This window comes from Microbacterium tumbae (assembly GCF_054780175.1).
In genome coordinates, this window is record NZ_BAAGWV010000005.1 from 125,051 (window position 1) to 137,168 (window position 12,118).

A 12,118-nucleotide genomic window follows, 5' to 3' on the forward strand; every position below is an offset into this window, starting at 1 on the left:
GAGCCTGCATCATGAAGTACGTCAACCTCGGCAAGAGCGGTCTGCAGGTCTCGGCGGTGACGCTGGGCTGCATGAGCTACGGCGATCCGGATCGCGGATCGCACGGCTGGACCCTCCCCGAGGAGGAGAGCCGGGAGTTCATCCGGCGCGCGGTCGAGCTCGGGATCACCACCTTCGACACGGCCAACGTCTACTCGCTCGGACGCAGCGAGGAGATCGTGGGCAGGGCGCTCGCCGACTTCGCGAAGCGCGAGGAGGTTGTCATCGCGACGAAGGTGCACGGCGTCATGCGCCCTGGGCCCAACGGCGGCGGCCTGTCGCGCGGGCACATCATGGAGCAGATCGATGCGAGCCTGCGCCGCCTCGGCACCGACTACGTCGATCTCTATCAGATCCATCGCTTCGACCCGACCGTGCCGATCGAGGAGACCCTCGAGGCGCTGCACGACGTCGTCAAGGCCGGCAAGGCCCGCTACATCGGAGCTTCGTCGATGTACGCCTGGCAGTTCGCGAAGCTGCAGTTCACCGCCAGGGCCAACGGATGGACCCCGTTCATCTCGATGCAGGCGCAGTACAACCTGCTCAACCGCGAGGACGAGCGCGAGATGTACCCGTTCTGCCTGGACGAGGGCGTCGGCGCGCTGCCGTGGAGCCCGCTCGCCAGGGGCAAGCTCACCCGTGACTGGGACGAGTCGTCCGCGCGGGGCGATTCCGACCTGCTGCTCGCGAAGCTGTACAAGCAGACCGAGGCGAGCGACAGGGAGATCGTCGACGCCGTCGCGTCGATCGCCGCCGAGCGGGGAGTCCCGAGGGCACAGATCGCTCTGGCCTGGGTCGCGCAGCAGAGCGTGGTCAGCTCGCCGATCGTCGGCGCCACGAAGCTGCAGCATCTCGACGACGCCGTCGCTGCCGTCGAGATCGAGCTCGGCGACGCCGAGCTCGCCCGGCTCGAGGAGCATTACGTGCCGCACGCCATCGAGGGCTTCGCCTGAGGCCTCGCGGCGCGCATCGGATCCATGGCCGCGCTCCGCGCGCGTGCGGCGACCGGGTAGGTTACTCCCATGCCCGCGTTCCCCGGTGACCCCGTCGACGACATCGCCGCCGCCCTCGGCGCGCTGCCGTCCGGGACTCCGGTGTCCGAGGTCGCGCGCCGGCTCCTCGACCTGTTCACCGGCGGTTCCCTCGCCCCCGGCACACGCCTGCCCCCGGAGCGGCAGCTCGCCGCGACGCTCGGCGTCGGACGTTCCGCGGTCCGTGAGGCGCTCGCCGCGCTCGAGATCCTCGGGATCGTGGACGTGCGTCCCGGCTCCGGGACCTACCTGCGGGGAGCGGCCAGCGAACTGCTCCCGCAGACGCTGCGCTGGGGTCTGCTGATCGGCGAGCGCAACACCGCGCAGCTGCTGGAGCTGCGCGAGGGGCTCGAGATCTTCGTCGCGCGGCTCGCGGCGGCGAGGGCGGATGCCGGGGTCCTGGCTCGCTTGGAGAAGAACATCGCACGGATGCGCGAGACGATCACCGCCGACCTCGCCGCCTTCGCGAAGGCCGACCTCGACTTCCACCACGCTCTCGCGGAGGCGGCGGGCAACGCCACGCTCACCGACCATCTGCACGTCATCCGCTCTCTCCTGCAGGTCTACGCCGACCGCGCCGTCCACTCGCGCGAGCACGCGGAGCGGGCGCTCGCGGAGCATGAGGCGGTGCTCCGCGGCGTCTCAGCCGGAGACGGAGACGCCGCGGCGTCCGCCATGGCCGTGCACATGGCGACGGCGACCGCGCGCCTGCTCGCCGAACGCGCGAACTGACCACCATCCCGAGAAGGACGGACATGATCAACGACGATCGACGCACGCGCAGGGTCATCATCGACTCGGACGTGAAGAACGAGGCGGACGACCAGTTCGCGCTGGTGCACGCCCTCCTCTCGCCGACGCTGGACATCCGCGGGATCATCCCCGCGCACTTCGGCACCCACCGGACAACCGAATCGCTCGCGGAGTCCCGCGCGGAGCTCGATCTGCTCCTGGGCCTCCTCGATCTCGGGCGCGGCGTGCCGACCGCGGACGGCGCGCCGCGCGCACTGCCGGACGAGAGGACCCCGGTGGACAGCCCCGGTGCGCGTCTCATCATCGAGGAGGCCAGGCGGAAGGACGCCGGTCCGCTGTTCATCGCCTTCCTCGGACCGCTCACCGACATGGCGACCGCGCTGTTGCAGGCCCCGGACATCGCCGCGACCGACACCACGGTGATCTGGATCGGCGGCCCGCCCTACGGCGACATCGTCTCGGTCGGATCCTGGCCGGAGTTCAACCTCAAGAACGACATCGCCTCGGCGAACGTCGTGCTCGACTCCGGCATCCGCCTCTGGCAGGTGCCCGCGGACGTCTATCGGCAGGTGAACGTCTCCTACGCCGAGCTGGAGGCTCGCGTCGAGCCGCACGGCGAGCTCGGCCGCTACCTCGCCCAGCAGGTCGTGGACTTCAACACGGCTCACCACCGCTGGGCGATCGAGTCGCGCTCGCTCGGGGACTCGCCGGCGATCGCCCTCATGCTCGAGCCGTTCTGCGCCGCGATGCGCCGCCGGCCGCGGGTGCGGTTCACGGCCGACGGGCGCTACGCGGAGGGCGACCCCTCGCGCGAGCTGCTCGTCGTGGAGAGCATCGATGTGCGGTTCCTGCTGGAGGACATGTTCGCCAAGATCGCGAGGCACGCGGCGCGCTGAGGTCGTCCTCGCCCGGCGTTCGTCTCCCGCGGGTCCGATGCGTCCTCGTGGATGTCCGGGTTGTTGCGGGTGAAGGTGTCTCTCACCCGCCATAACCCGGACATTCTGACGGGAGCACGGGGCGGGTTGGTGACAGGGGCGGGGCGGGCGCGAGACAGCGATAGCGACGGCGAGGGGGAACCCGCTCAGAGGCGGAAGACGCTCCGCGGGATGGCGTCGACGAGGTCGCCGGCGATCGTGTGCGCCTCCTCCTCGCCCAGCCGCCCCGTCGTCACGAGCGTGGCGAGCCAGCCGGCATCCATCCGCCGTGACACGTCGTGGCGGGCGGGGATGGACAGGAAGGCGCGGGTGTCGTCGATGAACCCGCTGGTCTTGTAGAAGCCGGCCGAGTCCGTGACGCCTTCCCGGAAGCGGCGGATGCCGTCGGGGCTGTCCAGGAACCACCAGGGCGCGCCGGCGAAGACCGAGGGGTAGAAGCCCGCCAGTGGGGCGATCTCACGGGCGAAGGAGGTCTCGTCCACCGTGAAGAGCACGATGCGGAAGGTCGGGTTCGTGCCGAAGTCCCCGAGCACCTCGCGCAGCGGCTCCGTGTAGTGCGTCAGCAGGGGCAGGTCGTGCCCCGTGTCCGCTCCGAAGCGCTCGGTGGTCGGACGGTGGTGCCCGCGCAGCACGCCGGGGTGCAGCTGCATGACCAGTCCGTCCTCGCTGGCCATCCGCGCCATCTCCCACAGCATGTGGCGGCGGTAGGCGGCGGCGTCCTCCGCCGTCGCCGTGCCGGCGAGCCCCGCTCGATGGATGCGCTCCAGAGCGTCGGCGGAGAGCCGGGTCGCCCAGGCGTCCACGACGCCGGTGTCCGTCGCCGTCCCGCCCAGCGAGCGGAAGAAGGAGCGGCGATCCTCCAGCGCGCCGATGAGTCCTGCGGCCGTCCCCGTGTCCATGCCGCTCGCGGCATGAAGGGCGTCGAGCGCCGCGGGCCAGGCGGGCGAAGCGGGATCGAAGTAGCGGTCAGGGCGGAAGGTCGGCAGCACGCGGCCCGGGAACGAGGGGTCGTCGCGCAGCGCGCGGTGCGCGTCCAGGGAGTCGGCGGGGTCGTCCGTCGTGGCGAGCACCTCGATCCCGAAGCGCTCGAACAGCGCCCTCGGGCGGGACGAGGGATCGGCGATCCATGCGGTGATCGCGTCGAACTGCGCGTCGGCGTTCGCGGCGGAAGGATGCTCGTCCAGCCCGAACACGGCATGCAGCGTGTCCTCGAACCAGACCCGCACCGGCGTGCCGGCGAAGAGGTGCCAGTGCGCGGCGAAGCGCCGCCAGATCTCCCGAGCGTCGCCTGGATCCGCTCCGCGTCCGAGCTCGTCCAGCGGCACGCCGTGCGCATGCAGCAGCCGGAGCACGTAGTGGTCGGGGACGATGAGCAGCTCGGCGGGATCGGGGAAGGCCGCGTCGTCGGTGAGCATCGCCGCCTCGACGTGTCCGTGCGGGGACAGGATCGGCGCGTCGGCGACAGCCTCGTAGAGGCTCCGCGCGATACGGCGCGTCGCCGGGTCCGCGGGCAGCAGGCGGTCGGGGGAGAGGTTCAGTTGCACGGTTTTCCCTTCGTCGGGCGGCGTGGCGCGAGATCTCAGGCGGGGGCGGGCCCCGAGGAGTCCCTGGTGCGCAGGTAGGTGGGCAGGATCGTCCGCAGCCGCGGGGTTCCGCGTGCGGCGAGCCGGGACAGGAGCATGGTGACCGCGACGCGGCCGGCCTCCTCGATGGGAGCCGCGACCGTCGTGAGCGGAGGATGGCAGAAGTCCGAGCCGAAGATGTCGTCGGTGCCGACGATCGACAGGTCGTCGGGCACCCGCACCCCGCGCTGCGCGAGCCTGCCCAGCATCCCGATGGCGAGCAGGTCGTTGAACACGACGCAGGCCGTGACGGCGCTCGAGGCGACGCTGTCCGCGGCCGTCGCCCCCGCGGCGGCGTTCGGCGCCCACGGACCGAGGAACGTCAGCTCGACGGACAGCTCGGCGGCGGCATCCTGCAGCGCGTCCCAGCGGCGTGCGCTGGACCAGGAGCCCGCAGGCCCTGCGACGTAGGCGATGCGACGATGCCCCAGCGAGTGCAGATGGGTCAGCGCCTGACGCACGCCGGTCGGCGTGTCGATGAGCACGCTCGGCACGTCGGGGAGATCGCGGTTGACGGTCACCAGCGGCTGGCGCGCGGCCGCCTCCACGAGCTGATCCTCGTCGAGGCGGGAGGCGGCGAGGATCACGCCGTCGGCCGACTTGCGCATGAGCTCCAGCGTGTCGGCCTCGATCTCCCTGGACTCCTCGGTGTCGACGAGCAGCTGCGTGTAGCCGGCCGCCCGCAGCTGCCGCTGCGCGCCGCGGATGAGGTCGAAGTAGAAGGGGTTGGCGATGTCGGGCACGAGGAGCGCGACCGTTCCGGTGCGTCCGGAGGCGAGCGATCGCGCCTGGGAGCTCGGGACATAGGACAGGGTGGCCGCGGCCTCCTCGATCCGCTGCCTGGTCGCCGCGTTCACGCGCCCAGGGGTGCTGAGCGCGCGGGAGACCGTTGACGCTGCGACGCCGGCGAGGCGCGCGACATCCGTGATGGTCGCGGCCTTCCCCGCGAGACGGGAGGCGTCCGGCGGGGTGACGTCGGTGTCGGTCATGCGGCGAGCATATCCACTCTCCGGACCTCGTGGCAAAGTTTTGGCAAACGCTTGTCAAAGTGTTGCCGCCTCGCTACCGTGGTCACCACCGGAACGAACCGGCTCAGCAAAGGAACGCGATGTCGCCTGCCTCACCCGCCCCCGTCACCTGGAACCTGTCCGGGTTCGGAGACGAAGTCGATCCCGATCCGCGCCTGCAGTGTGCGGTGCTCCTCGCCCTCGGAGCCCGCCACATCGAGGTGCGCTCCGCCTGGGAGGTCAACATCGTCGACCTCGACGAGCAGAGGCTGGCCGAGCTCGACCGCATCATCCGGGACGCCGGCCTCGGGGTCTCGGCGATCGCCTCCCCGATCGGCAAGAGCGAGATCGACGCTCCCGTGGAGGAGGAGCTGGCCCGCCTGGACAGGGCCATCCGCGCCGCCGAGGTGCTCGGCGCGCGCTACATCCGCATCTTCTCCTTCTGGCAGCAGGAGGGCGTTCCCGTGGAACGCATGCGCGACGAGGTCGTCCGCCGGCTGTCCCTCTTCGCCGCGCGCGCCGAGACGGCGGGGGTCGTGCTCCTGCACGAGAACGAGAAGCACATCTACGGGGACATCCCCGAGCGCGTCCTCGACCTCGTGACCGCCGTCGGGTCCCCGGCCCTGCGCCTCGCGTGGGACAACGCCAACTTCGTCCAGGTCGGCGCCAAGCCGTTCACCGAGGGCTTCGCGCTCCTGGCCGAGCACGTCGAGTACCTGCAGGTGAAGGACGCCCGCTTCGACACCGGCGACGTCGTCCCCGCCGGAGACGGCGACGGCGAGCTCGCCCTGACCGTCGCCGGCCTGCGGGATCGCGGATTCGCCGGCTTCGCGTCGCTCGAGCCGCACCTCACGGACCAGACCTCTCTCGGAGGCTTCACCGGCCCCCACGGCTACGGGCGCGCAGCCCGGGCCTTCCGCACCCTCACCGACAACGCTGGAGTGACCCTCGCATGAGCAGCATCCTGTCCACCGCCATCATCGGCTGCGGCGTCATCGGCCGCACGCACGTCGACGCCGTGCTGCGCCTCGCCGACCGCCTGCGCCTCGACGCGCTCGTCGACGTCAGCTCCGAGCGCGCCGGTGCGCTCGCCGACGTCGTCGAGGAGCGCACCGGGACGCGCCCGACGATCCACGCGACCGTGCAGGACCTCGTCGCCGCCTCCCGCCCGGAGCTCGTGATCGTCGCGACCCCGAGCGGACTGCACGTCGAGCAGGCCGTCGTCGCGCTCGAGGCCGGAGCCCATGTGCTCATCGAGAAGCCGCTCGACGTCGATCTCGTCCGCGCACGCCGCCTGGCGGAGGCTGCGGGCAAGGCGGCGGCGAACGGGCAGGTCTGCAGCGTCATCAGCCAGCACCGCTTCGACCCGTCCAGTCAGATCGTGCACGCCGCCATCGCCGACGGCAGCTTCGGGCGTGTCACGTCCGGGGTCGCCAGCGTGCCGTGGTGGCGTTCGCAGAGCTACTACGACTCCGGCGACTGGCGCGGCACCTGGGCGCTCGACGGCGGCGGCGCCCTCATGAACCAGGGCGTGCACACCGTCGACCTGCTGCTGTGGTTCCTCGGCCGGCCCGTGACGGTCTCCGCGGAGATCGCCCTGCTCGCCCACGAGGGCGTCGAGGTGGAGGACACCGCGGTCGCCACGGTGACGTTCGACAGCGGCGCCCTCGCCGTGCTGCACGCCACCACGGCCGGATACCCGGGACTCGGCGTCCGTCTGACCGTGCTCGGGTCCGAGGGGTCGGCGATCATCCACCGGGACGCGCTGGAGTACCTCCACATCAAGGAGGGCGACGGCGCCGACATGGGCCTGCAGGGCTCCGGCAATCAGGCGGATCGCTACGAGGCCGGCACGGCTGCGGCCGTCGACGCCACGCAGTTCGTCGACGGGCACATCCGCCAGTACGACGACCTGCTCGCGGCGATCGAGGACCGTCGGGATCCGCTGCTCACGGTGGACGCCGCCGTGCTCGCCCTGGCCACGGTGCGCGCCGTCTACATCTCCGCCGTGCTCGGGAAGAAGGTCCGCATCGACGACGTCGTCTCCGGCGACTACGACGACGTGGTGCTCGCGCTCCCGGCGATCGAGGTCCCGACGGCATGACCGCGGCCGAGCGCGCGCCGCTGACCCAGGCCCATCTGGGCCTCGGCGCCTTCCATCGCGCGCACCAGGCCTGGTACACCGAGGCCGCGAATCGCGCTGCCCGGGGCGGCGAGCGGTGGGGGATCACCGCCTTCACCGGGCGACGGCCCGATGCCGCGCTGGCCCTCACGGCGCAGGGATGCCGGTACGATCTCGTGGTCCGAGGGCCGGAGGAGGACGCCGTCGAGCCGATCTCCGCGATCTCCGCGGCGCACGACGGCGCTGACGCCGGCGCCTGGCGCGCCGTGCTGGAGTCCGCCGCCGTCCTCACCGTCACGATCACGGAGGCGGGTCACCACCGGGGAAGCGCGGCCGTCGAGAGGATCGTCGCCGGCCTGCGCGCGCGCAGGGAAGCCGATGCGGGATCGTTCGCGATCGTCAGCTGCGACAACCTGGACGGCAACGGCGCACTGCTCGGCGCGCTCGTCCGCGAGGCGGCGGATCCAGCGCTGGCCGCGTGGATAGCCGAGAACGTCTCGTTCGTCTCCTCCGTGGTCGACCGGATCACCCCTGCGGTCTCCGACGCGCTCCCGATCACCGTCACGGACGACCCCTGCGCGGTCGTCACGGAGCCGGCGACCTCGTGGATCCTGGCCGGGGACTTCCCGGCCGGACGTCCGGCATGGGAGATCGCCGGCGCGCAGTTCGTCACGGACATCGCCCCCTATGAGCGCCGCAAGCTGTGGCTGCTCAACGCGGGGCACTCGCTGCTCGCGAACCTCGGGCAGCTGCGCGGGCACGCCACCGTCGCCGAGGCGATGACCGATGAGGTCTGCCGGACGGCGCTCGACGAGCTGTGGGACGACGCCGCCGCCGTCCTCCCCTTCTCCGGGGAGGAGCTCGCCGAGCAGCGCGCCGTCATCATCGCGCGATTCGAGAATGCGCGCATCCGTCATGCGCTGCGTCAGATCGCGACGGACTCGGACATCAAGCTCGGCGTCCGGGTCGTGCCGGTCATCCAGGCGCGGCTCGAGCACGGATGGGGAGCGGGAGCGGGCGAGCTGCGCGCGCTCGCCGCATGGGCCGCGCGGGATGGACTCGATGCGGATGCCGTGGTGGCTCGGCACCCGCAGCTGCAGGCGGTCCGCGCCGAGCTCGCGGCCGCCGTCACGGAATCGAAGGGAGTGCACGCATGATCATCGACAGGGCAGAGGTGATCGTCACCAGTCCGGACCGGAACTTCGTGACGCTCAAGCTCACGACCGACGACGGGGTGACCGGGCTCGGGGATGCGACGCTGAACGGGCGCGAGCTCGCCGTCGTCGCCTATCTCACCGAGCACGTCGTGCCCCTGCTGATCGGGCGCGACGCGCACCGGATCGAAGACGCCTGGCAGTTCCTGTACCGCTCGGCGTACTGGCGCCGCGGCCCCGTCACGATGGCGGCGATCGCCGCGGTCGACATGGCGCTGTGGGACATCAAGGCGAAGGCCGCCGGTCTTCCGCTCTACCAGCTGCTCGGCGGCGCCTCGCGCACGGGACTCCTCGCCTACGGCCACGCCTCCGGCAAGGAGCTGCCCGAGCTCTTCGACAGCATCCGCTCGCACCTGGAGCAGGGCTATCGGGCGATCAGGGTCCAGACCGGGGTGCCGGGGCTGAAGGCGATCTACGGCATCGCCTCGCAGGCCGCCGACACGTTCGGCGGCGAGGCGCGCTACGACCATGAGCCCGCCCGTCGCGGTGCGCTCCCCGTGGAGGAGGACTGGGACACCCGCTCCTACCTGCGCCATCTCCCCGGCGTGTTCGAGGCGGTGCGGGCGGAGTTCGGCCCCGAGATCCCGCTGCTGCACGACGGCCATCACCGGATGACGCCGATCCAGGCGGCGAAGCTCGGAAAGGCGCTGGAGCCCTACGACCTGTTCTGGCTGGAGGACTGCACGCCCGCCGAGAACCAGGAGGCGCTGCGCCTGGTCCGCCAGCACACCACCACGCCGCTGGCGATCGGAGAGGTCTTCAACACGGTGTGGGACTTCAAGGATCTCATCCGCGACCAGCTCATCGACTACGTGCGCGGCGCCGTGACGCACATGGGCGGCATCACGGCGCTGAAGAAGACGATCGAGTACGCGGCGCAGTACCAGATCAAGTCGGGCTTCCACGGGCCGACCGACATCTCGCCGGTCGGGATGGCGGCGCAGATGCACCTGGGACTGGCGATCCACAACTTCGGCATCCAGGAGTACATGCAGCACGGCGCGAAGACCGATCAGGTCTTCCGGCAGTCCTTTACCTGGCGGGACGGCCTGCTGCACCCCGGCGACGAGCCCGGTCTCGGCGTCGAGCTCGACACGGACGAGGCGGGGAAGTACCCGTACGAGCAGGCCTACCTGCCGTACAACCGCCTCCACGACGGAACCATCCACGACTGGTGAAAGGACACTGACCATGGCACGCATCGGCGTACAGGCGATGATGCTGAAGAACGCCGTCGCAGAGCTCGGCGCGTTCGAGGCCTTCCGGCGCACGACGCAGATCGGATACCGCGTCAGCGAGCTGTCGCAGATCCCGCTGACCCCCGAGACGGTGACCGAGCTCGAGCGCGCGCGGGGAGAGCTCGGCGTCGAGTACTGCGCCCTCTCCGCGGCGCTGACCGCCGGCGGCATCAACGACTCCCTCGAGGACGACTTCGACAAGATCGTCGCCGATGCGAGGACGCTCGGCGCCGGGCTCGTGCGCATCGGGATGCTCCCCATCCCCGCGCTGCGCTCCCTGGACGCGGTGCTCGACTTCTGCCGGCGGGCGGATGCCGCCGCCGTCCGGCTCGCCGATGAGGGCATCGCGCTGTACTACCACAACCACCACATCGAGTTCGCGAAGATCGACGGGCGGTATCTGCTCGAGATCATCGCGGAGAACTCCCCGCACGTCGGGATCGAGCTGGATGCGCACTGGATCGCCCGGGGCGGACTCGATCCGGCGCGCGTCATCGCCGAGTACGCCGGGCGGGTGCGCATGGTGCATCTGAAGGACTATCGGATCGGCTGGCCGGACGACGCGGCCATCGACGCCTTCGAGCGCGGCGACCAGGCCGCGTGGGGCGCGGCATGGACCGGAGCCGTGCAGTTCGCCGAGGTCGGCGAGGGCAACCTCGACTGGCCGGGGATCATCACGCAGAGCATCGCATCCGGCGCGGAGTTCCTGCTCGTCGAGCAGGACGACCTCTACGGACGCACGGTGTGGGAGGCGCTGGAGACCTCGCACCGCAACCTCGTCGGGCTGGGCTACGCCGAGCTCTTCTGACCGCAGCCGTCCGTCGTTCCCCTATATCGGCACGACGGCGTCACGGACTCACCGCAGTACCACGTATCAAGGAGGATGACATGGCACATCGCAGGACACTCACCGCGGTCGCGGGGATCGCGATCGCAGGACTCGCGCTCGCCGGCTGCGCCGGAGCGGACGACTCCGGCTCCGAAGGATCCGGGGACGGACCCGTCACGCTCGAATTCTGGGCGTGGGGCTCCAACGTCGACAAGCGCGTCGAGGAATGGAACGCGCAGAACCCGGACATCCAGGTCAACATCTCGGCGCCGGCCGGCGGCGTGGATTTCCCGGTGAAGGTGCTGTCTGCCGTGCGCGCAGGGGAAGGCCCCGACATCGCGCAGGCCGAGTACACGCAGATGCCGACCTATGTGTCGGCGGGCGTCGTCGCCGACGTCGAGTCCATCCGCGGCGACCTCGAGGAGGCGTACTCCGAGACGGTGCTCGACACCGTCACCTTCGACGGGACGGTCTTCGGCATCCCGCAGGACCTCGGTCCCGCGCTGTGGGTGTACCGCACCGACCTCTTCAGCGAGCTGGGTCTCGAGCCCGCCGCGACCTGGGACGACTTCCGCGCCCTGGCAGAGAAGGTGCGCTCCCTGCCCGGCGACCACTATCTGGCCAACTTCAGCGCGCTGGACGCCGACATGTTCATGGGCCTCTCGCTCCAGAACGGCGCGCAGTGGTGGGACTACTCCGACGAGACCTGGAAGGTGGACATCGACGACGACGCCACGGCCGAGGTGCTCGAGTACTGGCACGGGCTGATCGAGGACGACCTGGTCAGCACCTACGTCGGCAACAGCCCGGAGTACAACGAGGCCGTGGCCTCCGGCAAGGTGCTCGGCCAGATCGCCGGGGCCTGGGCGCCGGGTCCGCTGCTGAACCAGTACCCGGACACCGTCGGCCTCTGGGGCGCGGCGCAGATCCCGCAGTGGGATGCCGGCGAGCTGCGCACCTTCGCCCGCGGCGGATCGGCCGACATCGTGCTGGCCGACACCGAGCACTACGACGAGGCGGTGGAGTTCCTCACCTGGCTCAACGTGACGGATGAGGCGGCCGAGGGGCTGGTCGGCATCAACAAGTTCACCGCGGCGACGCACGGCCAGGAGATCGACCGGCCCGCCCCCGACCTCATCCCCGAGGACGACACCTACTGGCCGACGGCCGCGGAGTCCGCGTCCGGTCTGCTCTCCGTGCAGTGGGGGCCGAACACGCAGGTCGCCTTCACGGCCCTGACCGATGCGCTGGGCACGGCGATCGAGTCCGGCGACTGGTCGAGCGTGCTGTCGACCGTGCAGTCGACCGTCGAGGACGATCTGGGCTGA

General features: G+C 70.9%; 11 protein-coding genes. 9 read left to right on the plus strand and 2 right to left on the minus strand.

Translation table 11 applies throughout. The features are described 5' to 3' along the window. Positions 1–11: 11 nt before the first annotated feature. From ACYVGQ_RS18180 to ACYVGQ_RS18190, 3 genes are all read left to right on the plus strand, one after another. Entirely contained in the window at positions 12–992 is a 981-nt protein-coding gene (locus tag ACYVGQ_RS18180) for an aldo/keto reductase (protein WP_460786098.1), read from the plus strand. Positions 993–1,061: 69 nt separating this feature from the next. Continuing rightward, positions 1,062–1,802 carry a FadR/GntR family transcriptional regulator gene (locus ACYVGQ_RS18185; RefSeq protein WP_460786099.1) on the plus strand — a complete coding sequence of 247 codons (741 nt, stop codon included), beginning with the start codon at positions 1,062–1,064 and terminating at the stop codon, positions 1,800–1,802. Between the two features lie 23 nt (positions 1,803–1,825). After that, positions 1,826–2,719, plus strand: a complete 894-nt coding sequence (locus tag ACYVGQ_RS18190; RefSeq protein ID WP_460786100.1) for a nucleoside hydrolase — start codon at positions 1,826–1,828, stop codon at positions 2,717–2,719. Between the two features lie 185 nt (positions 2,720–2,904). Here ACYVGQ_RS18190 and uxaC read toward each other — a convergent pair whose 3' ends face one another. Together uxaC and ACYVGQ_RS18200 are read right to left on the minus strand one after the other, a co-directional pair. Continuing rightward, positions 2,905–4,296: a glucuronate isomerase gene (uxaC, locus tag ACYVGQ_RS18195; protein ID WP_460786149.1), complete on the minus strand. Its 1,392-nt coding sequence runs from the start codon at positions 4,294–4,296 to the stop codon at positions 2,905–2,907. Between the two features lie 41 nt (positions 4,297–4,337). Beyond that, positions 4,338–5,369, minus strand: a complete 1,032-nt coding sequence (locus ACYVGQ_RS18200; RefSeq protein ID WP_460786101.1) for a LacI family DNA-binding transcriptional regulator — start codon at positions 5,367–5,369, stop codon at positions 4,338–4,340. Between the two features lie 119 nt (positions 5,370–5,488). Between ACYVGQ_RS18200 and ACYVGQ_RS18205 the strand changes: the two genes are divergently transcribed. The 6 genes from ACYVGQ_RS18205 (at position 5,489) to ACYVGQ_RS18230 (ending at position 12,118) form a co-directional block, all read left to right on the plus strand. Then, a complete protein-coding gene (locus ACYVGQ_RS18205) occupies positions 5,489–6,343 on the plus strand; it encodes a sugar phosphate isomerase/epimerase family protein (protein ID WP_460786102.1) in 855 nt (284 codons plus the stop codon). Next, positions 6,340–7,491, plus strand: coding sequence for a Gfo/Idh/MocA family protein (locus tag ACYVGQ_RS18210; RefSeq protein WP_460786103.1), 1,152 nt, complete (start codon positions 6,340–6,342; stop codon positions 7,489–7,491). The genes ACYVGQ_RS18205 and ACYVGQ_RS18210 overlap by 4 nt, the downstream gene beginning before the upstream one ends. Further along, entirely contained in the window at positions 7,488–8,666 is a 1,179-nt protein-coding gene (locus ACYVGQ_RS18215) for a mannitol dehydrogenase family protein (RefSeq protein WP_460786104.1), read from the plus strand. The genes ACYVGQ_RS18210 and ACYVGQ_RS18215 overlap by 4 nt, the downstream gene beginning before the upstream one ends. Further along, positions 8,663–9,901: a D-mannonate dehydratase ManD gene (gene manD, locus ACYVGQ_RS18220; protein ID WP_460786105.1), complete on the plus strand. Its 1,239-nt coding sequence runs from the start codon at positions 8,663–8,665 to the stop codon at positions 9,899–9,901. The genes ACYVGQ_RS18215 and manD overlap by 4 nt, the downstream gene beginning before the upstream one ends. A 13-nt stretch (positions 9,902–9,914) precedes the next feature. Then, positions 9,915–10,769: a sugar phosphate isomerase/epimerase family protein gene (locus tag ACYVGQ_RS18225; RefSeq protein WP_460786106.1), complete on the plus strand. Its 855-nt coding sequence runs from the start codon at positions 9,915–9,917 to the stop codon at positions 10,767–10,769. 80 nt (positions 10,770–10,849) lie between these two features. Beyond that, a complete protein-coding gene (locus tag ACYVGQ_RS18230) occupies positions 10,850–12,118 on the plus strand; it encodes an ABC transporter substrate-binding protein (protein ID WP_460786107.1) in 1,269 nt (422 codons plus the stop codon).

Coding starts and splice junctions, on each gene's coding strand:
- ACYVGQ_RS18210 (WP_460786103.1), top strand. CDS start 6,340: ATGAGCAGCATCCTGTCCACCGCCATCATCGGCTGCGGCGTCATCGGC.
- manD (WP_460786105.1), top strand. CDS start 8,663: ATGATCATCGACAGGGCAGAGGTGATCGTCACCAGTCCGGACCGGAAC.
- ACYVGQ_RS18180 (WP_460786098.1), top strand. CDS start 12: ATGAAGTACGTCAACCTCGGCAAGAGCGGTCTGCAGGTCTCGGCGGTG.
- ACYVGQ_RS18215 (WP_460786104.1), top strand. CDS start 7,488: ATGACCGCGGCCGAGCGCGCGCCGCTGACCCAGGCCCATCTGGGCCTC.
- ACYVGQ_RS18185 (WP_460786099.1), top strand. CDS start 1,062: ATGCCCGCGTTCCCCGGTGACCCCGTCGACGACATCGCCGCCGCCCTC.
- ACYVGQ_RS18230 (WP_460786107.1), top strand. CDS start 10,850: ATGGCACATCGCAGGACACTCACCGCGGTCGCGGGGATCGCGATCGCA.
- ACYVGQ_RS18190 (WP_460786100.1), top strand. CDS start 1,826: ATGATCAACGACGATCGACGCACGCGCAGGGTCATCATCGACTCGGAC.
- ACYVGQ_RS18205 (WP_460786102.1), top strand. CDS start 5,489: ATGTCGCCTGCCTCACCCGCCCCCGTCACCTGGAACCTGTCCGGGTTC.
- ACYVGQ_RS18225 (WP_460786106.1), top strand. CDS start 9,915: ATGGCACGCATCGGCGTACAGGCGATGATGCTGAAGAACGCCGTCGCA.
- ACYVGQ_RS18200 (WP_460786101.1), bottom strand. CDS start 5,369: ATGACCGACACCGACGTCACCCCGCCGGACGCCTCCCGTCTCGCGGGG.